We start from the raw sequence: 21,013 nt of genomic DNA on the forward strand, positions 1-21,013 counted from the left end.
ACCCGTGTGTGGTGCAACATATTGCGGGCAAGGGCAAGGGAAAGAGGCGGTCGGATCACGCTAGCCGGATGTTTCTTTGAAACTGGCCTTATGTTGGCGCGGGTTCTAGTGAAAATCCCGGCTTGGAAACAGCCGTTTGGCCTGTTCACGCGGATGGCGGGCGCTTGGTCCGTTCTGGCGGGGGCGCGGGGTGTCATCCGCTTGGGGTTGGGTGATGCCGATAGCTTCGTCCAGCGGATGCCCAAGCTCGGACAGTTTGTGCGACATATCGGTGATTTCCTGCGCGATCAGGTGCACAACGATTCCCTCGCGTTGCAGATATCCACGGACCTGCAGCAGCCGTCCGCCCATCACGATGCGGCGAAATCGTTCATAGACCTTGGGCCAGACAACCACATTGCTGACCCCGGTTTCATCCTCAAGCGTCAGAAAGATCACGCCCGAGGCGGTTCCCGGCCGTTGGCGTGTGATCACCAGCCCGCACACGTTGTAGCGGCCCAGCGGGATGTCCTGCAGCGTGGCATGGGGCACAAGGCCGGGGATGGAGGGGCGCAACAGCTCCATCGGGTGCGAGCGTAGGGTCAGACGGGTCGAGACGTAGTCTTCGACAACCTCCTCGCCCAGATGCATCACCGGCAGGTTGACCTGCGGCTCATTGATGCTTTCGCCATCGATAGGGTCATTGAACAGCGGCAGGGCGGTCCGGCTGCGGATGGCTTTGACATGCCACAGGGCGTCGCGCCGGGTCAGGTCCATGCCGGAAAACGCATCCGCTTCGGCCAGACGGGTCAGCACATCCGGGCGCAATCCGGCCCGCAGCCACAGCGTTTCGGGGTCCGGATACCCATTGCCCCGCGCGGCCACGATCCAGTCTGCGTCCTCCTGCTTGAACCCCTTGATCTGGCGAAAACCCAGCCGCAGGGCCAGAGCCCCGTCAGCGCGGCGTTCCAGCAGATTGTCCCAGGTCGAGGCATTGACGCAGACCGGACGAATCTCGACCCCATGCTCGCGCGCGTCCCGCACGATCTGGGCGGGGGCATAAAACCCCATGGGCTGCGAGTTCAGCAGCGCGCAGGCAAAGATCGCCGGGTGGTGGCATTTCATCCAGGCCGAGACATAGGCCAGCATGGCAAAAGCTGCGGCATGGCTTTCGGGAAAGCCGTAATCGGCAAAGCCTTCGATCTGGCCAAAGCAGCGGTCGGCGACCTCGGGCGTATAACCATTGTTCAGCATCCCCGCGATGAACTTGTCGCGATATGTACCAATCGTCCCCATGCGCCGAAACGAAGCCAAGGAGCGGCGCAGGTGGTCAGCCTCTTCCGCCGAAAAACCTGCCCCAACCACGGCGATTTGTAGGGCCTGTTCCTGAAACAGCGGCACGCCCAGCGTGCGCCGCGTCACCTCTTCCAAGGCGGGGCCGAAAGGTTCGGATTTCTCCAGCCCGTTGCGCCGCCGGATATAGGGTTGCACCATATCGCCCTGAATGGGGCCGGGGCGGACGATGGCGACCTCGATCACCAGATCGTAGAATTCGCGCGGTCGCATCCGGGGCAGGAAATTCATCTGTGCCCGGCTTTCGACCTGAAACACGCCCACCGCATCAGCGGCGCAGAGCATGTCGTAGGTTGCCGTGTCCTCTTGCGGGACGGTGGCGATGCTGAGGGTTTCGCTGTTGTGCTGTTGCATCAGGTCAAACGCCTTGCGGATACAGCTGAGCATCCCCAGCCCCAATATATCCACCTTCAGAATGCCAAGCGCGTCGATATCGTCCTTATCCCACTCGATCACGGTGCGGTCTTCCATCGCGGCGTTTTCGATCGGGCAGAGCTCATCCAGCCGCTGCTTGGTGATGACAAACCCGCCCACATGCTGCGACAGGTGGCGCGGGAAGCCGATGATTTCACCGATCAAGCGGACCGTCTGCATCAGGCGCCGGTCTTTGAGGTCGAGGCCCAGTTCCTGCAGCCGCTCGGCATCAACGCCGCCATTGCTCATCCCCCAGATCTGGCCGGACAGACCTGCGGTGACGTCCTGAGACAGGCCCATCACCTTGCCCACCTCGCGGATTGCCGCGCGGGATCGGAAATGGATGACCGTGGCACAGAGGCCCGCGCGGTGGCGGCCATATTTCTCGTAAATCCACTGGATCACCTCTTCGCGCCGCTCGTGTTCGAAATCCACGTCGATATCCGGCGGCTCGCCCCGGTATTTCGAGACAAAACGCTCGAACACCATGGCGATCATGTCGGGGCTGACATCGGTGATGCCCAGCAGATAACACAGGATCGAATTGGCGGCAGATCCGCGCCCCTGGCACAGAATGCCTTGCGAGCGGGCGAATTGCACAATGTCATGCACGGTCAGGAAATAGGCCGGGAAATCCAGATCCGCGACTAGGGCCAGTTCCTTTTTCATCAGGTTGATGGCCTTCTCGGTCGGGCCATCGGGATAGCGCCGTTTCAACCCCTCGCGCGCCAGACGTTCCAGTCGCGCCAGCGGGGTTTCAGTGCTGGCGATCTCGTCTGGGTATTCATAAGACAGCTCGCTCAGGTCAAAGCTGCAGCGGTCGGCGATTTCCAGCGTGCGGCGCAGTGCGCCGGGGTGATCCTGAAACAGCCGGGCCATATCCGCGTAGCCTTTCAGTCGCCGCTCGGCATTGGGCAGGGCGCGGGTGCCGATCTGGTCAATCGTGATGTGTTCGCGCATGCAGGTCAGCACATCGGCCAGTTGGCGACGGTTGCCACGGTGCATCAACACATCGCCTACCGCCACCATCGGGGCCGAGGCCCGCAGCGCCGCCTGCGCACAGGCCGCCAGATAGGCCCGGTCACTGCCGTCATAACGGGGCACCGCCCCCAGAAAGACCGCATTGGGGAATTGCCGCCGGACGGTCTGAATATCGGGGATGGCCTGTTTCAACCCTGCCTGAGGCAGCGCAATCAGGATCATTCCCTGACAGGCCGCCAGCATGTCCTGCAGGTCCAGATGGCAGTCGCCTTTCTCGGCTCGTCGCTTGCCCAGCGTCAGCACCCGGGTCAGCCGCTGATAGGCGGCGCGGTCGCGGGGCAGGGCCAGCCAGTGCACCGCGCTGTCGCGCAGAACCAGACGGCAGCCAACGATCAGCTTGGGCAGGGCGGGTACGTCCGGTTTGTCGATTGGCTGCACATGCCCGACCTCTTGCCGGGATGAGGAATCGAGCCGGTGTTGCGAGCGGATTTGAACTGCGCCTTCCGCCTCGCGCCGCAGCTCTTTCAATGCGCTCCAGCCCCGGACCACCCCGGCCAGTGAGTTCCGGTCGGTGATCGCGATGGCCTTCAGGCCCAGCTCTGCCGCGCGGGTTACCAGCTCTTCTGGGTGTGAGGCTCCGGTCAGGAAGGTGAAATTTGTGGTTACGCACAACTCGGCATAGCCGGGGTCCTGCGCGTGGGAACTGGGCGGGTTCGGTTTGGTCATGCGAATTCCCCATGCACGAACCATCCCGGATTTTGCGGCGTATAATACAGCCACAATCGCCGCCCCTGCCGGGTTTCGACCTGCCAGTAATCGCGCAAGCCCGTGCGCCAGTTCTCATCTTCCAGCCACCATTCGGGGCAGATGCGTTCGGGGCCGGTTGAGCGGCCTGTGGTCAGCGACATGCGTCGCCAGCGAAAGCGGCGCGGCGGGTGTGGGCCTGATCCGGCGATGGGTTCCGGCGGAAACAGCTGCAGGGGGCGCGGGCGCAGGGCGGCCCACCCGCCTGCAGGGTCGGAATAGGCGGCGGGCGAGATGATGAAGCTGCGTTCGGGGATATGGCTTTGCGCGGGCAGCAGGCGGTGGACCTGTTCCAGCCCGATCCGGGTGCCGATGCGGGTGATCAGGTCATCCAGTTGATCTTTGCCCCGGCTTGCGGCGCGGCTGATCTGGCGCACCGGCAGGGGTTCCACCAGCGTAGCCTCCAGCCGCAGCTGATCGACGCCAAAGCCTGCATCCACCTCGGCCAGCCCGCGTTCGAACAGGGGCAGGATGCGATATGGATCACGCAAGGGGCGGGCCAGCCGCAGTTCGACCTGCTGATGGTCCTGATCCACCCGGCGTAAGGTGATGCACAGCTTGCGCGCGCCCATTTCCTGCGCTTTCAGCTTGTCGCAGAGCCGTTCCAGCAGCCGTTCCGCCCCGGCCATCATGTCGGACAGTAGCCCAATGGGCTCGGGCAGGGTCATGCGCACGCCGTAATGGGGCGGGTCGGCCAGCGGGGTAATCTGTTCAGGTTGATCCCCCAGCGCCTGATCCAGCCGCATCAGCACCTCGGGGCCAAAGCGGCGTGTCAGCGGCGCGCGCGGGGTTTGCGCCAGCTCACCAATCCGGCGCAGGCCCAGCCGTTGCAGCGCGACCGAGGTATCCTCATCCAGCCGCAGCGCTGCCACCGGCAGGGCGCGGATGGCCTTCAGCGTATCCTGGGTCGCAACCCCTTCGCCATAATGGGCCAAAGCCCAGGCCGCGCCGCGTGTCGGGGCCAGACCGATCTGCACCGCCAGCCCGGCGCGGGCCAGACGCCTGCGCATGTCGGTCAGCATCATCTCTTCCCCGCCCGCAAGATGCGCCGATCCGGTGATGTCCAGAACCAGCCCATCCTCACCCTCGAGCCCGACCCAGGGGCAATAGCGCGTGGCCCAGCGGCGCAGGGCGTGCAGAAACCGCTGATCCCCTTGCGGATCGGCGGGATGGCTTTGCAGATCGGGGCAAAAGGCGCGGGCATCGGAATAGGGCATGCCGCTGTGCAGGCCTTGCCGCTGGGCCTGCACATTCAGGCAATACACCCGGTTTGCATTGTTCTGTTTCAGCGTCAGAACAAACGGCCCATCCACCGGGCGCAGGCGCAAAGCCCGGTCGCTTGCCAGCCGGGGAAACCAGAGTGAAACGATGCGGCGCTGCATCCCGCCGAACATATAAAACCCCCAAATGTTCTACATTTGTTCTTATATGTTCTTGACCCTCAAAGAGTCGAGTCCTTGAGGGCCAGATCGTCAGGAATTCAGAGCCCGCGCGCTTACTTCAACGCCCGCGCCAGAAAGGCCTGCGTGGTCTGGTGCGAGGGGTGGTCGAACACCGCCTCTGGCGGGCCTTCTTCAATGATCCGTCCGCTGTCGAGGAAACAGATCTTGTCGGCAGCTTCGCGGGCAAAGCCCATCTCATGGGTGGCCATCATCATCGTCATGCCCTGTTTTTTTAGCATCAGCAGAACATCCAGCACCTCGCCCACAAGTTGGGGATCGAGGGCCGAGGTGATTTCATCAAACAGCATGACCTCAGGCTGCATGGCCAAGGCGCGTACGATGGCGACGCGCTGCTGCTGCCCGCCCGACAATTGGTCAGGGTAATTATGCATCCGGTCGGCCAGCCCGAACCGGGCAAACAGCGCCTCGACCTCGGGCTGCAATTCGGCGCGTGTCAGTCCACGCACCCGGCGGGGGGCGAGCATGACATTCTCAAGCGCAGTCATATGCGGAAACAGGTTGAAGCTTTGGAACACGATCCCGATCCGGGCGCGCACCGATTGCGGGTTCAGACCGGGGATCGAGATATCCTCGCCGTCCAAAAAGATCGCGCCGTCTTCGATGGGTTCCAGCAGGTTGATACAACGCAGCAGAGTCGACTTGCCCGACCCGGATGCGCCGATCAGGCAGACCATTTGGCCCTGATCCACAGTCAGGTTGATCCCGTCACAAACCGTGCGGTCGCCAAAGCGCTTGACCACGCCCTGAAGTTCCAGTTTTGGCATCAGCGCCTCTCTCGCATTTGGCGCGCCATCAGGTGATCGGCGTAGCGTGTGGCGGGGATGGTGACGATCAGGAAGATGATCGCAGCGCCTACATAAGGGGTGAAATTCGCCAGCAGCGACTTGAACACCCCCGCCTGACGGAAGATTTCGACCGGACCGATGAAGCTGAGCAGCGAGACATCCTTTTGCAGCGCGATCAGCATATTCATCTGCGAAGGCACCACGTTGCGGATAGCCTGCGGCAACACCACATCGCGCATCACCTGCCGTTCCGACAGTCCCAGCGACAAGGCGGCGGCGCGCTGGCTGTGGTGGACGCTGTCGATGCCAGAGCGGAAGATCTCGGCCACATAAGCCGAATAGGTCAGGATCAGCGCCAGCGAGCCCCAGATATAGGGCGAGTTCCACGGGCGCGGCAGGCCTAGTCCCGGAATGCCGAAGCCGATCAGATAGACCGTCAGGATCACCGGGACGCCGCGAAAAATGTCGGTGAACGCCGCGCCAAAGATGCGCAGCGGAAACAGGGCGGGCGATTTGGCATCCCGTGCCAAGGCGATCAGTAGGCCAAGTACCGCGATCGCCGGTGCGGACCACAAAAAGATCATCACGTTGATCCGAAACGCCTCAAGCAGTTTCGGGAAGGTTTTGACCAGCGTCTCGCCGTTGAAAAAGCTCTGCTGAACCTTCGACCAGCCCGGAGCCAGCGGCACCAGAAAGTAAATCGCGGCCACAACTGTGACCGTGCTTATCGTGGCGATCACCAACGCGCGTCTACGTTGGTGCGCCTCATACCGTTCGCGGCGGGTCATCCCCGCCGCCTTGTGATCTGCCATGTTACTTGATCAGAGGGACACCGGTGGTGTCCTGCAGCCATTTGGCCTCGATCTCGGCCAGTTTGCCGTTTGCCGCCAGTGCCGCCAGCGCTTCGTCCACGCACGCCTTCAGCGGGTTGCCTTCCTCCATGAGCATTCCGAAATGATCAGGATTGTCATTTTCATCCGCTGGAAACTGGCCGATGACCTTTGAGCCTTCGATCATCACCGCGCTCAGGAACAGGGCGGTGGGCAGATCGAACAGGGCCGCATCAATCTGGTTGGCCGTCATCGCGGCGTTCACATCCGCATTGTCGCCATATAGCAACGGATCGCTGTCGGGCTGGATGATGCTGGCCAGTTTCGGAACCGCCGTGGTGGAACCAACAGCCCCCCATTGCAGACCCTTCAACGCTTCGAGCGTTGGGGCCGTTTCGGTTGAATTTGGGCTGACCAGAACCGCCATCGGGGCGGTGTAGTAGGGGGCAGAGAAATCGACCACCTGATCGCGCTCGGGCGTGATCGAATATTGCTGCATGTTGACGTCGAATTCCTTGGCGCCAGGCTGGATCGCCTCATCGAAGGACGAGCGGACCCAGACAACATCATCCGCCGCGAACCCCATCTCTTCGGCGACCGCGTAAGCCACGGCGGCCTCAAACCCTTCGCCGCTTTCGGGCGCGTCATCAATCACCCACGGGTAATAAGCCGGGTTGCCTGTTGCGATGGTGAACTTGCCGTCTGTCAATGTTTTGCCAGCAGCGCATTGCTCCTGCGCGTAAGCCGCCGTTGACAGTAACAGAACCGAACTTGCCGCGATGGTGAGTGTCCTGGACATCCGAGTGAATCCTTCTGTTGGAACATTTGCCGCTACGGTAGTTCTGCCGGTCGGGCCTGTCCAGCAGATGCGTGGCAGTTGGTCTGCTTTGTGGAATCGCACAATATTGACCCCCAAGTGCCCGCTTGTTATCTGTCGCCGTAGAAGAGGAGTGCCCTGTCGGTGATCAAGTAATTTCCATCTCAGTCGAAGCCGTGCGGCTTTTTTGGAAATTATTGAACAGGAGCACATGATGCATCCCATTATCTATGACGTGGCCGTTTCTCTGGACGGCTTCATCTCTGGCGTTGCCGGAGATATCACGAAATTTGCCCATGACGGACCGGTTGTGGAAGACTATGCCGCGCGGCTTGGAACCTACAGGACGGCAATCATGGGGCGGGCAACCTATGAATTTGGCTATAATTTCGGCATGAACCCCGGTCAAAATCCATATCCGCATATGGAAACGACCATTTTCTCTGACACGATGGATGTGCCCGATGGTGCGGAGGTCGCCGTGCGAAAGCGCCCAACGACTGACCAAATTCGGCAATTGGCCCGCGACGCAGCTGGGCCAGTCTACCTATGCGGCGGGGGCGATTTTGCGGGGTGGATGCTTGAAAGTCGCCTCATTGACTGTTTGATACTCAAACGTGCGCCCTGTGTCTTAGGGGCCGGGACCAAGCTGTTTGGTGAAATTTCACGCCCAATGACCATGACCCGCTCAAGTACAAAAATGTATGAAAATGGGTATCTTCTAGAAGAATTCGAACTGCGGTAATACACAAGCAGCGGACATTTGGACAGATGGTTCATTTGTCCGCTTCGCCTGTTTACCGGACAATCAGGCGGGTTGGTCTGACGATAGTTTCTATAACGCTTGAAACTCTAAATCACAGCATTCGGAGATCGTATTAGCAAAGTCGAGAAAAGTGTCGACGCGCCACACGGACCCGAGCCGCAATGACTACGGTGATGCCCGAATAAGAAACCCGCCTAAATTTGGCGGGTCTCGGTGTTCTGTTTAATTGGCTGCGTTGCCGGATCAGCCGAAGACCCGACCCAGCGCGCCATCCACCGCGTCGGTGATCTGGTCGATATCATCTGCCGTTGCGATCAGCGCGGGCGAGAAGCACAGTGTGTTGTTGCGGCTGGGGATCGAACGGTTGGTAACCCCGATGATCACGCCTTGGGCCATACAGTCGGCAACAACCGCCTGGGCCATTTTCTCGTCCACAGGCTCTTTGGTACCGCGATCTGCGACCAGTTCGGCTCCCAGGAAAAGGCCCTTGCCGCGCACGTCGCCGATGACCTTGTGCTTTTCCATCAGCGCCTGAAGGTTGCCTGTCATGCGGTCGCCCATGTCGATACAGTTCTGTAGCAAGTTCTCATCTTCGATGATCCGCATGTTTTCGATTGCCGCAGCCGGACCGGCGGTGCAGCCACCAAAGGTCGAGATATCGCGGAAATAGTTCATGGGATCGTCGGCGTTGTCTTTGAACATGTCAAAGATCTCTTCGGTCGTGACCATGCAGGCGATGGCCGCATAGCCCGATGCCACGCCTTTTGCCATGGTGACGAAATCGGGCTTGATGCCGTATTGCTGATAACCGAACCAGGTGCCGGTCCGGCCGACGCCGCAGACAACCTCGTCAATATGCAGAAGGATGTCGTACTTGTCGCAAATCTCCTGCACACGCTGCCAGTAGCCTTCGGGTGCCTCAATCACGCCACCACCTGCGGTGACCGGTTCAAGGCACAGCGCGCCAACGGTGTCGGGGCCTTCGCGCAGGATGACCTCTTCGATCTGATCCGCAGCCCATTCGCCAAAGTTCTCTTCCGGCGCGCCGTCCAACTCATGCTTGCGGTATTCCATGCAATGCGGCACGCGCACGAAATCCGGTGCGAAGGGGCCGTATTGCGCGGTGCGCTCGTCCTGACCGCCCGCCGACATGGTTGCCAGGGTCGAGCCATGATAGTCGCGGTCGCGATACAGGATCTTGGTTTTCTTGCCGCCGTATTTCTTATGCGCGATCTGGCGGACCATCTTGAAGGCTTTCTCGTTCGCCTCAGAGCCCGAGTTCATATAGTAGACGCGGCTCATCCCAGGCATCTTGCTGATCAGCTTTTCCGCAAAGATCGACCCCGGGATCGACCCGGCCGAGTTGGCGAAATAGCACAGCTTCATCAACTGGTCATAGACGGCCTTGCAGATTGATTCGCGGCCATAGCCGACGTTCACTGTCCAGACGCCACCCGAAACCGCATCCAGATGTTCTTTGCCCTTCTGGTCCCAGATACGCATCCCCTTGCCTTCGACAATGATGCGAGGGTCATTGGTTTCGAACGGCTTATGCTGGATCAGGTGATGCCAGATATGGGCGCGGTCGGCCTCGACCACGCGGGAAAGATCGTTTTCGTTGAACGTGCCGTCCATGACATGTCCTTTCAAAAATAGGGCGCGCAGGGAATCATTTAGCTCCCGGTGGGCGCATAGTGACGTGATGCTGCAGATCAACGCGAATGAGACGCGTGAAGTAGGGCCAGATTACCCCATAGAATATCTCCAGTGTAGCTCAAACGCGTATTAATACGGGTTTGTTATGTCGCAAACTTTGTGCTCAATACGACAATCTGACGAGTTTGGGAGGATCGCCGGATGTCAGCCACATCAATTTACCAGCAGCATCTGGACAAAACCCCTGCGAATTTTACGCCCTTGTCCCCGCTCAGCTATCTTGAGCGGACGGCGGCGGTGTATCCGGATTATCCGTCGGTTGTTTACGGTGCGCGCCGGTATAGCTGGGCCGACACCTATGCGCGCAGCCGACGACTGGCCAGCGCGCTGACCGCGCGTGGCGTGAGTGTTGGCGATACGGTGTCGATCATCGCGGCCAATATTCCCGAGCTGTATGAGGCGCATTTTGGTGTGCCCATGGCTGGCGCGGTGCTGAATGCGATCAACACGCGGCTGGATGCGCCGGTCATCGCCTTCATTCTGAACCATGCCGAAGCCAAGGTTCTGCTGGTTGATCCCGAATTCTCAGGCGTTGTGAAACTGGCGCTGGAGCAGGTGGATCATGACTTGCTGGTGATTGATATCGAAGATGACAGCTTTGACGGTGGCGAGCGGCTGGGCGATCTGACCTACGAAGCTCTGCTGGCCGAGGGTGATCCGGAGTTCGACTGGTCTTTGCCCGCGGATGAGTGGGATGCGATCACGCTGAACTATACCTCGGGCACCACCGGAAACCCCAAGGGCGTGGTTTATCACCACCGGGGTGCGGCACTGAACGCGACGTCGAATATCCTGACATGGGGGATGCCGCAGCATTCGGTGTATCTGTGGACCCTGCCGATGTTTCACTGCAATGGCTGGTGCTTCCCGTGGACCATGGCGGCAAATGCGGGCACATCGGTTTGCCTGCGCGCCGTGCGCGACGAGCCGATCTATCGCGCCTTCCGAGAAGAGGGCGTAACCCATTTCTGCGGCGCGCCGATTGTGCTGAACATGCTGGCCAACGCGCCGGATCACCTCAAGGATTTCACGCAGCAGATTAAGGCGATGACCGCTGGCGCCCCGCCACCTGCCAAGGTGATCGAAGCGATGGAGGGGATGGGTGTTGAGGTTACTCATGTCTATGGGTTGACCGAGACCTATGGGCCGTCCGTCGTCTGCGCCTGGAAGGACGAATGGAACGAGAAGGGCGCGGAAGATCGCGCTGCGCTGAAGGTGCGTCAGGGTGTGAAATACGTAGCGCTTTCGGGCCTGATGGTCGCTGACCCCGAGACGATGGAGCCTGTGCCTTCGGATGGCGAAACCATGGGTGAGATCTTCATGCAGGGTAACATCGTGATGAAGGGTTATCTCAAGAACGCCGAGGCGACGGATAAGGCCTTCAAGGGCGGTTGGTTTGCTTCCGGCGATCTGGGTGTGATGCACCCGGATGGCTATGTCGCGCTGAAGGATCGATCCAAAGACATCATCATTTCGGGGGGCGAGAATATCTCATCCGTTGAGGTCGAAGACACGCTTTATAAACATCCGGCCGTGATGGAGGCTGCGGTGGTGGCCCGCCCAGATGAGAAATGGGGCGAAACGCCTTGTGCATTTGTTGAATTGAAACCGCAGGCAGATGCGAATGAGGCTGAGATCATCGCTTTCTGCCGCGATCACATGGCCCATTTCAAAGCACCCAAGACGGTTGTGTTTGGGGCGTTGCCCAAGACGTCGACGGGGAAGATTCAGAAGTTCATCCTGCGCGACCGGGCGCGTGAATTGGGTTAATCGAAGATCGACAAATCAAGCGGCAGCATCTCGCCCATCCAGATAGCGCGATCCCGATGATCGGCCAAGTGATCGCCGGTTTCTGGATGGGTAAAGATGGTCAGCCCTTGCCGGTTTAGGATCAGCCAGGGAAAGACCTGATCAAAGGCCCCGGAGGGAAAGCCCAGCTGGCAACTCCACCGTGGATGAGGGCCAACATTGCGCGCATGCATGCGGCCCATTTGCACGGTGGGAAACAGACGCGCGGCCTCTTCACAGACCTGCTGTGCAGTGTCCTGCGTATCGGCATCGAAATAGACATGGGCGTGGTAACCGGTGATCTCGGGCATAGGGGTCTACGTCTGTCGTTGCGGAAAACCTAAGGGCGACCCGAGCGCTTGTGCACCCGCATCGCCACACAGACCCTGTGCGCCGGATCAGAGCGGAGCGTGAAGATCGGGATGGGCTGCGGCAAAGGCAGAATGCTCGGCGCAGACGGCCTCGACTGCTGTCAGGCGTGGCATATCGGATAGATCAACTTCCCACCGGCGCGCATTATAAAGCTGCGGGATCAGGCAGATATCGGCCAGACCGGGGGTGTCGCCGGTACAGAACGGGGATTGATCAAAGCCTCTCAGCAGCGATTCGAACGCCAGCAGGCCCGGCCGGATGAAGTGGCGCATCCAGTCGCCGGGCATGTCACCTGCACTTTGGCTGAGCGCGGTGGCATGTTTGGCAACCGACAGGTTGCAGACCGGATGGATATCCACCGCGATACTGTGCGCTAATGCCCGCGCCGCGGCTCGCTTGGCCGGATCGGTGGGCAGTAGGCCCAGTTCGCGGGTCTCGTCCAGATAGTCGAGGATCGCGAGCGATTGGGTCAGCCGAACCCCATCGATATCCAGCACCGGAACCAGACCCTGCGGATTGCGCGCCAGATGATCAGGGGCGCGATGCCCCCCTTTCACCAGATCAACCACAACAGGGCGATAGGTGATGCCGGCCAGATTCAATGCGATCCGCACTCGGTAGCTGGCCGAGGATCGCCAGTAGTCAAACAGAACCACGTCGCTCATTCAGAATTTAGCCCTTGCTCAGTTCCTTGGCATGCAGCCAGTCGGCATGCTGGGGCGCTCGTTTGGTGCGCGACCATTCTTCGAGCATCTCCCATTTCACCGAATCCAGCCGGGCCAGCATGGCCTCTTCCTCGGGGTCGGGGCAAGCCAGTTCCACCCGGTGACCGTTCGGATCGAAGAAATAGATCGAATGGAAGATCGAATGATCCGTGACACCCAGAACCTCGACCACGTTGGCTTCGAGATGCTCCTTGAATGCAATCAGTTCATCGCGGTCTTTAACCTTGAAGGCGATATGCTGCACCCATTTCGGAGTGTTTGGGTCACGCCCCATCTCCGGCTTGGTGGGCAGTTCAAAGAACGCCAGCACGTTGCCGTTCCCAGCATCCAGAAACAGGTGCATATAGGGATCGGGTTCGTGCGTCGAGGGCACATGGTCTTCGGCAATCGCCAGAATGAAATCCATGTTCAGCATCTTGCCGTACCATTCAACGGTCTCTTTCGCGTCCTTGCAGCGATAGGCGACGTGGTGAATCTGTTCGATTTTCATAAGGTTTACTCCTGTTTCAGGGCTGCGGCATCCAGCGCCTGTTTCAGCACCGCGTTGTCGCCGATGTGGTTTGCCAGAACCAGCACAAGGCGCGCGTTGAACGCATCGCTTTCGGTTTTCTCAAGCCCTTCATGGGCGGCCACCAGATCGGCATAGAAATCGTCTGCCTGGGTCAGATTGGATGAGAGGATCAGATCAGCCATGTCGCTTACTCCTTGCCTGTGGCGCGGCGCACCGCGTGCCGGAATGCGTTTTCTTCGTAGGTGTCGCGGCGGGCGGCCACGTGCTGATCGGGTCGGATCAGATAGACCGCGCCTGTCGCATCGCCCAGATAGCGGCGCTTCAGCGTCAGGGTTGGGTCGTCCTTGACCGAAAGCGCAAGGCGTTTGACGGTGATCCCGTCAACCTCCATCTCATTTGGCGCATCGGCATCGATGGTCAGCAGCGTGAACTGCCCCGCCAGTTTTGGCAGAAGGAAGTCAGCGCCCAACGGGGCATCGGGACAGGGTGCGCCGGGACGCGTCTGCGATGGTCCGTTCAACGCATCCGCTGAATTCAGCGGCGAGCCATCATAGACGCAAGGTACGCTGAGCCGGCCTGAATTCACCATCGGGCGGGCAAAATCGTAATGCTCGCTCAAGTCCAGCACCGCGTCGCGCAGGATGCGGGACATCTGCGACTTTGGCGTGATGAAATCGGTTGAGCGGGTCGAGTTCAGGATGTTCTCGTCCGCGCCGTGAATGCGTTCCTGATCATAGCTGTCGAGCAAAGATTCAGGCGCTTGGCCGTCAATGACCAGTTTCAGCTTCCAGCACAGGTTGTCGGTGTCCTGCACGCCCGAGTTCGCCCCACGTGCGCCGAACGGGCTGACCTGATGCGCACTGTCGCCTGCAAAGATCACGCGGCCGTGGCGGAATTGCTCCATCCGGCGGCATTGGAATGTGTAGATGCTGACCCATTCCAGCTCGAACTTCACATCCTCACCCAGCATGGCTTTGAGTCGTGGGATCACGTTTTCAGGGCGCTTTTCGCGTTCCTTGTCGATGTCCCAACCCAGTTGCAGGTCGATGCGCCAGACGCCATCGGGTTGTTTATGCAGCAGCGCCGATTGGCCTTTGTTGAAGGGCGGATCGAACCAGAACCAGCGTTCCGAGGGGAAATCAGCCTCCATGATCACATCGGCGATCAGGAAGTTGTCTTCGAACACCCGGCCCACAAAATCCTTACCCATCATGGCACGCATAGGTGAACCCGCACCGTCGCAGGCGATGACCCAATCGGCCTCGATCGTGTAGGAACCCTCGGGCGTTTCGACCTCAAGCTTGACGTGATCGGGATGCGTTCCGACGGCTTCAACTTTGTTGCGGCCTCGAATTTCAATCGGTGCGCCCTGATCCTGCAATTCACGCACGCGGTCGACCAGAAACTGCTCGAAATAGTATTGCTGAAGGTTGATGAAGGCCGGGCGCTGATCGCCGCTGTCGGGCTGCAGGTCGAACTCGTAAACCTGACGTTCGTCGAAGAACACTTTGCCCTTGTTCCAAAGAACGCCTTTGTCCACCATCGGCTGCCCGCAGCCCAATCGATCAAGAATTTCCAGCGGACGCTTAGCAAAACAAATGGCGCGGCTGCCAAAGCTGACCTTGTCATTGTCGTCCAGCACCAGCACTTCTACCCCCTGCTGGGCCAGATCGATGGCGGCGGCCAGACCAACCGGACCGGCCCCGACAACGATGACCTTGTGGCGCACCGGTGCGGGGGCGGATTGGTCCGGGCTAGCCTCGTAGGCGTAAAGTGGAACTTCGAAAATCTTGTTCACGGTCTCTCTCCCAGTTCTGGTGCAGCGGGCGCACCTCATCTGTTCTCCGGCAGCACAGCGCCGGAGGGGTGGTCTTAGAGTTTCACTGTCAAATCCGGGCCGCCACGATCTGGATCAAATCCGGCCCGGAATTCTTAGCCCTGCAGGGCCTCCCACATCTCGAGATCGCGCTGGGCGGTCCAGATGCGGGGTGTGTCGATGCCGCGGGCCTCGTCATAGGCGCGGGCGACATTGAAGGGCAGGCAGTGTTCGTAGATCGCGTAGTCGGCGAATTTGGGGTCGCATTCGGCGCGAACCGCGTCCCATGCTTCTTTCAGGCTGCCACCGCGCGCCGCGACTTTGGCCGCCGGGCGGTATGTGCTTTCTACGAAATCGCGAGTGTTCTCGATGGCCGCATTGACCATGTCCTTACCGACCAGAGCGTCGCCCCGACCCGGAGCGATGGCGTCCACGTCGAACCATTTGATCTCGTCCAGAGTATCGCCCCAGTCGCTGAAATGCCCATCGCCGCAATAGCAGGCCGAGTGGTATTCGACGATATCACCGGTGAACATGACGTTCTGATCGGGCACATGGATGACGATATCGCCAGCAGTGTGCGCACGGCCCAGATGCATCAGGTCGATCCGGCGGTTGCCCAGATAAACCGTCATCGTATCGCTAAAGGTAGTGGTGGGCCATGTGAGGCCGGGGATGCTTTCATGCCCTTCAAAAAGGCGCGGGAAGCGTTGGAATTCGCTGTCCCAGTCTTCCTGACCGCGTTCAACCACCATGGCGCGCGCCATGTCGGACATCAGGATCTGTTGCGCACCAAAGGCGCTCGCGCCCAGCACGCGTACTGCGTGGTAATGGGTCAGCGCCACATGGGTGATCGGCTTGTCAGTCACCGACCGCACGCATTCGATCACCTTGTTGGCCAGACGCGGCGTCGCCTGCGCCTCGACAATCATCACGCTGTCATCGCCGATGATCACGCCCGAGTTCGGATCGCCTTCGGCGGTGAAGGCATAAAGCCCTTCACCCACCTCGGTGAAGCTGATTTTCTTTTCCGACATGTCCCCCTGGGACGCGAATGCTTTGGCCATGTGATTGGTCCTTCTTTACGGTGCGCCGGTTGCTGGATTGGAATGCCTCCGGCGGGAGTATTTGGGAAAAGGTGAAGTTAGGGGCTTACCTTTCGTACGGATCGCTTAACGCGGGCAGGACGGTGCCGGTGCAGTCTCCGAACCCGATTGTGTAGCCATCGCCTTTGGCCGCGCCGCTCAGCGTCAGAGTGTCCCCGTCTTCGATGAAGCTGCGGGTTTCTCCGGTGTCGAGCGTCAGTGGTTCTTTCCCGCCCCAGCTGAGTTCCAGCAGTGATCCGCGTTCGGGTTTGTTTGGCCCTGAAATGGTGCCTGAGCCCAGCAGATCGCCGGTATTCATCGGACAGCCCGAGGTGGTGTGATGGGCCAGTTGTTGCGCCGCCGAATAGTACATTTCGCGGTAGTTGGTCCGGGCGATGGTGGTGGCGTCTTTGCCGTCGGGCGCCATGGTCACGGCCAGATCGATGTCATAGAGCATCGGCCCGCAATCTTTCAGGTGATCGAGCAGGGCAAATTCGCGATCCGGCGTATCGCAGCGGAACGGTTCCAGCGCGGCTTTGGTCACAATCCACGGGCTGATCGAGGTTGCGGTTGCTTTGGCCTGAAACGGGCCCAGCGGCTGGTATTCCCAGGCCTGAATATCACGCGCGGACCAGTCGTTCAGCAGGACATAGCCGAAGATGTGGTCATCCGCTTCCTGTACCGAGATCGGACCGTCCGAGGGCGTGCCCACGATCGCGCCCATCTCAAGCTCGATATCAAAGCGGCGGCAGGGCAGGAAGGCGGGTAGGTCATGATCGGGGGATTTCAGCTGACCCCAAGGGCGACGGATATCGGTGCCTGAAACGACCACGGATGAGGCGCGCCCGTTATAGCCGATTGGTATGTGCAACCAGTTGGGCGGCAGCGCATTTTCGGGGCCGCGAAACATGGTGCCGACATTCTGGGCGTGGTTCCGACCCGCGTAGAAGTCCGTGTATTCACTGACGGCAAAGGGCATATGCATCTCGGCCTCGGCCTGCGGGATCAGCAGGCCTTCGACCTTATGCTGTTCGTCCGAGCCTTCGGCCAAAAGCGCGATCAGGCGGTCGCGCAGCGCGGCCCAAACGGCGGGGCCTTCCTCCATCAACGGGTTCCAGAAGGGCAGATCGAACAGCGGCTCATCCGACAGGGCGATCAACCCGTCTGACTCTGCGGCAGTCACGTCGAATATCATATCACCGATGGCGACACCGCAGCGGGGCTCGGTGCTTTCGGTCGAGAACACGCCATAGGGCAGGTTGTTCAGGGGGAAGGGGTGGTCGGCGGAATTGGCCGATGCGACCCAGGAATTCATCAAAGGCATGTTGCGTCCTTATGTCTTTCAGTTACGAGGCGGCGCGGAGGGATTTGAAACCCAGCAAGACCGCCGCCAAAATCATGAAACTGCCCCCGACCCGGTCGAGCCAGAGCCTTGCGGGGCCCTGCAGACGTTGGGCCAGCCAACTGGCGCTGGCGCCATAGGCGGTCAGAAACAACCCGTCTATAATCAGGTAGGTGGCAGAGAGGATGGCGAATTGCGGCCAGAACGGCAGCGCGCCATCGATAAACAGCGGAAACAGAGCGGCAAAGAACACCACAGCCTTCGGATTCGCGGCAGATGTGATGAAGCCTTGCATCCAGAGCGCTTTGCGGCTGGCGCGTGGCGCATCGCTGGCTTCGGCAACGCGTGCTTTCACGATTTGCTTGACGCCGAGATAGACCAGATAAGCCACACCCAGCCATTTGATCACGGCCAGCGCGGTCCCGGATGTGGCAATCAGGGCGGCCAAACCTAGCCCAGCGGCCAGCATTTGCAGGAAGTTCGCCGTCAGATCCCCGGCGGCAGTGAACACTCCACGCCCCAATCCATTGGTCGCGGAATTGGACAGCATCAGCAACTGGCTTGGCCCCGGTGTGCTCATCAGCAGCAACACCGTCGCGACATAGGTGATCCAGAGTTCAAAGCTCATCTTATCTCCGCTGGTCCTTCAACTTGTTACTTGTCGAATAATAGTTGATTTTGTAACTAACAAGGATGACACAGCCAAATAATGACGAAAAAGATGAGTTTGATTTGCGAAATTTCCTGCCGTTTCTGTTGAATCAGGCGGCCGAGGAAAGCTCGCTTGAGTTTCAGCGCGTTTACAAGGATCGCTACGGGATGCTGCGCACCGAATGGCGGGTGCTGTTTCACCTCGGCAATCACGGTGAGATGACGGCACGCGATATCGTGGTGCGCGCCAAGATACACAAAACCAAGGTCAGCCGCGCCGTGAGCCGGTTGCAACAACGCCGATACCTGCAGCGGTTGCGGGATGAAAATGATAGGCGAGTCGAAAGGCTGTCACTGACCAATGCTGGCCAGAAGGTTTATCGTGAACTAAGTGGCATCGCGCGCGATTATGACGCTAAGCTGGCGTCGCGCTTTACGACGGGCGAGGCGGCATTGCTGCGCATGATGCTGCGGCGTCTGGCCGGAATGGAATGAGCCACTGGAAATTCGCGACCCCTACCCCCAGATCAACCACGTAACGGACACAGGAAGATAATATGACAGCGCCGGTTTCCCCAACGGCAAAATCCCATGACCTGATCGATTGGTTGGTGACCCGAGGCCTGGAAGGGGCCGACAAACAAGAACTGCTGGACGGGTATTGTAACCGTTTGGTTGATCTCGGTGTACCTTTGATGCGTTTCCACGCGGCACAACCCGCTTTGCATCCTGTCTATGGCGGAACGGGCTATAGCTGGTACCAAAGCAAAGGGAGCAATCTGGAAACCTTTGAGTATTCCGAAGAACCCAGCGAGGTTTGGACGCAAAGCCCGCTATATGCCATTTTGCACGAAGATATTGACTCGATCCGCGAACGGCTGGTCGACCAGAATGAACCCAGCCGCTTTCCTCTGCTGAATGATTTGCGGGAAAACGGGGCCACGGACTATTTCGCGACCGGTGTCAGCTTTGACGTACCGGCGCAACGCAATCCATATGACGAAAAGCACGCCATCGACGGGGTTTTGATGTCATGGTCGAGCAACGCCCCCGAAGGATTTTGTGATGATGATCTTGAGGTGATCAATACGGCGCTGCCGCATCTGGGTTTGGCGTTGAAATCAGCGTCGAACGCGCGGGTGTCGAAGGACTTGATGCGCGTTTATTTAGGGCGCGATGCCGGTCGGCGGGTCTTGTCCGGCGAGATCAGGCGCGGATCCTTGCAGCAAATCGATGCGGTGATCTGGAACTTTGACCTAGAAGGGTTCACCAGCCTTTCGGAAGAACTGCCGGGCATCGAGGTCATCGATATGCTGAACGATTACCTCGCCGCGGTTGTGGATGTGGTTCATCACTGTGATGGCAATATTCTCAAATTCATGGGCGATGGCGTCATGGCGATGTTTGATGTCGGTGAGATAGATGCCGACGCGCGCGCCGCGTTGGCCGCGGCGACCCTGCTGCAAACCCGAATGGCCGAGTTGAATACCGAGCGCGCATCCAGAGGCCAACCCGTATCAAACTATACTCTGGCGCTGCATTCGGGTGAGATTCTTTACGGCAATATCGGTTCAGACAGCCGTCTGGACTTTACTGTGATTGGTCCTGCCGTGAACCAGACGGCGCGGATTGCGGGAATGCATCGATCCCTTGGGCAGCGTATTTTGATCTCGGATGATGTGGCCCGCGCGGCGCAGCCTTGTGAGCACGACCTGATCTCGGTCGGGCGCTATATGTTGCGGGGCGTGGTGGAGCCGAAAGAGTTGTTTACAGTCTATGCCGGCGCTGCCTGACCATTGCTAATCGGGTCGCCAGTTCGAAATGTCATAGCGGTGCACGATTTCATTGAATGAAATCGGTCCGGAAACTTTCAAAGTTTCCGGGCTGCCGTTATTTAGAAATCAATCTCGACACCCGGCAGGTTCAGCTCTTTCATCATATCGCGCAGTTCCTGACGTGCAGCGATGTTCGAGATGTTGAGCTGCTTGACCCCGATATCCTTGAGATCAAGCAAAGTCAGGCCACGCGGGAAGAGTTCGCGGAAGATGACCCGCTCGGAAAAGCCCGAGGCGACGCGGAAACCGATGCGCTGCGACAGCATTTCGATCGCGCGTTGCATCTTTTCCTTGTTGACCATGCGCTGGGTGCCGACCCGGTTGCGTACCACCACCCAATCGATGGGTTTCAAACCGGCCTGCGCGCGCAGCTGGCGCGCATTCCAGACCATCTCGGAATAGACTGAAGGGCCAAGGATTTTCTCACCTTTTGAATCGATCCGTGCCAGCAGATCGAAATCGATGAAACTGTCATTCAGAGGCGTGATCAGCGTATCGGCCAGCGAATGGGCCACCTGGCTGAGGCGGGTATGCGAGCCGGGGCAGTCGATCAGGATGAAATCGCTGTCACTCTCCAACTCGGCCACAGCGGCTGACAAGCGGTGATCATAGATGTTTTCACCGGGTTTCAGCGCGCTGGCGTCGATCTCGGGCAGGTCATGGTGGCGAGGACTAGGCAGAGACAGGTCCGAGCCGTTGAGGAAATTCAACCGGTTTTCAAAATAGCGGCCCAGGCTGCGCTGGCGCAGGTCCAGATCCAGCGTGCTGACCTTGTGCCCCAACCGAGCCAGAGCGGTGGCCACATGCATCGACACAGTCGATTTGCCTGCGCCGCCCTTTTCGTTCCCGACCACAATGATATGTGCCATGCCTGTATTCCCAAGTCCCGCCGTGTTTGCCTACACGTTGTTGGCAGCCACTATATGTTGTGTAGGACGGGAAGGGAAGAACCTCGGGCCGTCTTGGGCGCTATTATCAGG

General features: G+C 59.5%; 19 protein-coding genes. 4 read left to right on the plus strand and 15 right to left on the minus strand.

Annotated elements, in window-relative coordinates:
* Positions 1 to 105 precede the first annotated feature (105 nt).
* From ACR0B3_RS19250 to ACR0B3_RS19270, 5 genes are all read right to left on the minus strand, one after another.
* Positions 106 to 3,453: an error-prone DNA polymerase gene (locus ACR0B3_RS19250; RefSeq protein ID WP_480810464.1), complete on the minus strand. Its 3,348-nt coding sequence runs from the start codon at positions 3,451 to 3,453 to the stop codon at positions 106 to 108.
* Positions 3,450 to 4,925 (minus strand): Y-family DNA polymerase, encoded by a 1,476-nt coding sequence (locus ACR0B3_RS19255; protein ID WP_480810465.1) that lies wholly within the window; start codon positions 4,923 to 4,925, stop codon positions 3,450 to 3,452. The genes ACR0B3_RS19250 and ACR0B3_RS19255 overlap by 4 nt, the downstream gene beginning before the upstream one ends.
* Positions 4,926 to 5,026: 101 nt before the next feature.
* Complete coding sequence (locus ACR0B3_RS19260) at positions 5,027 to 5,758, minus strand: amino acid ABC transporter ATP-binding protein (RefSeq protein ID WP_480810466.1); 732 nt, start codon at positions 5,756 to 5,758, stop codon at positions 5,027 to 5,029.
* Complete coding sequence (locus ACR0B3_RS19265; RefSeq protein WP_480810467.1) at positions 5,758 to 6,591, minus strand: amino acid ABC transporter permease; 834 nt, start codon at positions 6,589 to 6,591, stop codon at positions 5,758 to 5,760. The genes ACR0B3_RS19260 and ACR0B3_RS19265 overlap by 1 nt, the downstream gene beginning before the upstream one ends.
* A gap of 1 nt (position 6,592) precedes the next feature.
* On the minus strand, positions 6,593 to 7,408 hold the full coding sequence (locus ACR0B3_RS19270) for an ABC transporter substrate-binding protein (RefSeq protein WP_480810468.1): 816 nt from the start codon (positions 7,406 to 7,408) through the stop codon (positions 6,593 to 6,595).
* Positions 7,409 to 7,637: 229 nt separating this feature from the next.
* On the opposite strand from ACR0B3_RS19270, the gene ACR0B3_RS19275 reads away from it, so the two are divergent.
* Complete coding sequence (locus ACR0B3_RS19275; RefSeq protein ID WP_480810469.1) at positions 7,638 to 8,171, plus strand: dihydrofolate reductase family protein; 534 nt, start codon at positions 7,638 to 7,640, stop codon at positions 8,169 to 8,171.
* A gap of 264 nt (positions 8,172 to 8,435) precedes the next feature.
* Here ACR0B3_RS19275 and ACR0B3_RS19280 read toward each other — a convergent pair whose 3' ends face one another.
* On the minus strand, positions 8,436 to 9,827 hold the full coding sequence (locus ACR0B3_RS19280) for an aminotransferase family protein (protein WP_480810470.1): 1,392 nt from the start codon (positions 9,825 to 9,827) through the stop codon (positions 8,436 to 8,438).
* Positions 9,828 to 10,049: 222 nt separating this feature from the next.
* Here ACR0B3_RS19280 and ACR0B3_RS19285 point away from each other — a divergent pair, with 222 nt between their 5' ends.
* Positions 10,050 to 11,678, plus strand: coding sequence for an acyl-CoA synthetase (locus tag ACR0B3_RS19285; RefSeq protein WP_480810471.1), 1,629 nt, complete (start codon positions 10,050 to 10,052; stop codon positions 11,676 to 11,678).
* Here the strand turns inward: ACR0B3_RS19285 and ACR0B3_RS19290 are convergent.
* The 8 genes from ACR0B3_RS19290 to ACR0B3_RS19325 form a co-directional block, all read right to left on the minus strand.
* Positions 11,675 to 12,007 (minus strand): DOPA 4,5-dioxygenase family protein, encoded by a 333-nt coding sequence (locus ACR0B3_RS19290; RefSeq protein ID WP_480810472.1) that lies wholly within the window; start codon positions 12,005 to 12,007, stop codon positions 11,675 to 11,677. The two genes, ACR0B3_RS19285 and ACR0B3_RS19290, sit on opposite strands and share 4 nt — an antisense overlap.
* An 87-nt stretch (positions 12,008 to 12,094) precedes the next feature.
* Complete coding sequence (gene maiA / locus ACR0B3_RS19295) at positions 12,095 to 12,733, minus strand: maleylacetoacetate isomerase (RefSeq protein WP_480810473.1); 639 nt, start codon at positions 12,731 to 12,733, stop codon at positions 12,095 to 12,097.
* 7 nt (positions 12,734 to 12,740) lie between these two features.
* Positions 12,741 to 13,283 (minus strand): VOC family protein, encoded by a 543-nt coding sequence (locus ACR0B3_RS19300; RefSeq protein ID WP_480810474.1) that lies wholly within the window; start codon positions 13,281 to 13,283, stop codon positions 12,741 to 12,743.
* 5 nt (positions 13,284 to 13,288) lie between these two features.
* Positions 13,289 to 13,486, minus strand: coding sequence for a DUF2783 domain-containing protein (locus tag ACR0B3_RS19305; RefSeq protein WP_480810475.1), 198 nt, complete (start codon positions 13,484 to 13,486; stop codon positions 13,289 to 13,291).
* Positions 13,487 to 13,491: 5 nt separating this feature from the next.
* Complete coding sequence (locus ACR0B3_RS19310; RefSeq protein ID WP_480810476.1) at positions 13,492 to 15,102, minus strand: FAD-dependent oxidoreductase; 1,611 nt, start codon at positions 15,100 to 15,102, stop codon at positions 13,492 to 13,494.
* A gap of 134 nt (positions 15,103 to 15,236) precedes the next feature.
* Positions 15,237 to 16,187 carry an MBL fold metallo-hydrolase gene (locus ACR0B3_RS19315; protein ID WP_039541551.1) on the minus strand — a complete coding sequence of 317 codons (951 nt, stop codon included), beginning with the start codon at positions 16,185 to 16,187 and terminating at the stop codon, positions 15,237 to 15,239.
* 85 nt (positions 16,188 to 16,272) lie between these two features.
* A complete protein-coding gene (fahA, locus tag ACR0B3_RS19320; RefSeq protein WP_480810477.1) occupies positions 16,273 to 17,529 on the minus strand; it encodes a fumarylacetoacetase in 1,257 nt (418 codons plus the stop codon).
* A 22-nt stretch (positions 17,530 to 17,551) separates the two neighbouring features.
* On the minus strand, positions 17,552 to 18,175 hold the full coding sequence (locus ACR0B3_RS19325) for a LysE family translocator (protein ID WP_480810478.1): 624 nt from the start codon (positions 18,173 to 18,175) through the stop codon (positions 17,552 to 17,554).
* 65 nt (positions 18,176 to 18,240) lie between these two features.
* Between ACR0B3_RS19325 and ACR0B3_RS19330 the strand changes: the two genes are divergently transcribed.
* Together ACR0B3_RS19330 and ACR0B3_RS19335 are read left to right on the plus strand one after the other, a co-directional pair.
* On the plus strand, positions 18,241 to 18,693 hold the full coding sequence (locus ACR0B3_RS19330; RefSeq protein ID WP_170686608.1) for a MarR family transcriptional regulator: 453 nt from the start codon (positions 18,241 to 18,243) through the stop codon (positions 18,691 to 18,693).
* Between the two features lie 62 nt (positions 18,694 to 18,755).
* Complete coding sequence (locus ACR0B3_RS19335) at positions 18,756 to 19,991, plus strand: adenylate/guanylate cyclase domain-containing protein (RefSeq protein WP_480810479.1); 1,236 nt, start codon at positions 18,756 to 18,758, stop codon at positions 19,989 to 19,991.
* Positions 19,992 to 20,092: 101 nt separating this feature from the next.
* Here ACR0B3_RS19335 and ACR0B3_RS19340 read toward each other — a convergent pair whose 3' ends face one another.
* Positions 20,093 to 20,902, minus strand: coding sequence for a division plane positioning ATPase MipZ (locus tag ACR0B3_RS19340; protein ID WP_170686610.1), 810 nt, complete (start codon positions 20,900 to 20,902; stop codon positions 20,093 to 20,095).
* Positions 20,903 to 21,013: the final 111 nt, after the last annotated feature.

The organism is Ruegeria sp. CE9 (genome assembly GCF_056537425.1).

Bases quoted from the DNA above. Each gene is read 5' to 3' on its own strand.
- ACR0B3_RS19250 (WP_480810464.1), bottom strand. From the start codon at position 3,453: ATGACCAAACCGAACCCGCCCAGTTCCCACGCGCAGGACCCCGGCTAT.
- ACR0B3_RS19255 (WP_480810465.1), bottom strand. From the start codon at position 4,925: ATGTTCGGCGGGATGCAGCGCCGCATCGTTTCACTCTGGTTTCCCCGG.
- ACR0B3_RS19260 (WP_480810466.1), bottom strand. From the start codon at position 5,758: ATGCCAAAACTGGAACTTCAGGGCGTGGTCAAGCGCTTTGGCGACCGC.
- ACR0B3_RS19265 (WP_480810467.1), bottom strand. From the start codon at position 6,591: ATGGCAGATCACAAGGCGGCGGGGATGACCCGCCGCGAACGGTATGAG.
- ACR0B3_RS19270 (WP_480810468.1), bottom strand. From the start codon at position 7,408: ATGTCCAGGACACTCACCATCGCGGCAAGTTCGGTTCTGTTACTGTCA.
- ACR0B3_RS19275 (WP_480810469.1), top strand. From the start codon at position 7,638: ATGATGCATCCCATTATCTATGACGTGGCCGTTTCTCTGGACGGCTTC.
- ACR0B3_RS19280 (WP_480810470.1), bottom strand. From the start codon at position 9,827: ATGGACGGCACGTTCAACGAAAACGATCTTTCCCGCGTGGTCGAGGCC.
- ACR0B3_RS19285 (WP_480810471.1), top strand. From the start codon at position 10,050: ATGTCAGCCACATCAATTTACCAGCAGCATCTGGACAAAACCCCTGCG.
- ACR0B3_RS19290 (WP_480810472.1), bottom strand. From the start codon at position 12,007: ATGCCCGAGATCACCGGTTACCACGCCCATGTCTATTTCGATGCCGAT.
- maiA (WP_480810473.1), bottom strand. From the start codon at position 12,733: ATGAGCGACGTGGTTCTGTTTGACTACTGGCGATCCTCGGCCAGCTAC.
- ACR0B3_RS19300 (WP_480810474.1), bottom strand. From the start codon at position 13,283: ATGAAAATCGAACAGATTCACCACGTCGCCTATCGCTGCAAGGACGCG.
- ACR0B3_RS19305 (WP_480810475.1), bottom strand. From the start codon at position 13,486: ATGGCTGATCTGATCCTCTCATCCAATCTGACCCAGGCAGACGATTTC.
- ACR0B3_RS19315 (WP_039541551.1), bottom strand. From the start codon at position 16,187: ATGGCCAAAGCATTCGCGTCCCAGGGGGACATGTCGGAAAAGAAAATC.
- fahA (WP_480810477.1), bottom strand. From the start codon at position 17,529: ATGCCTTTGATGAATTCCTGGGTCGCATCGGCCAATTCCGCCGACCAC.
- ACR0B3_RS19325 (WP_480810478.1), bottom strand. From the start codon at position 18,175: ATGAGCTTTGAACTCTGGATCACCTATGTCGCGACGGTGTTGCTGCTG.
- ACR0B3_RS19330 (WP_170686608.1), top strand. From the start codon at position 18,241: ATGACACAGCCAAATAATGACGAAAAAGATGAGTTTGATTTGCGAAAT.
- ACR0B3_RS19335 (WP_480810479.1), top strand. From the start codon at position 18,756: ATGACAGCGCCGGTTTCCCCAACGGCAAAATCCCATGACCTGATCGAT.
- ACR0B3_RS19340 (WP_170686610.1), bottom strand. From the start codon at position 20,902: ATGGCACATATCATTGTGGTCGGGAACGAAAAGGGCGGCGCAGGCAAA.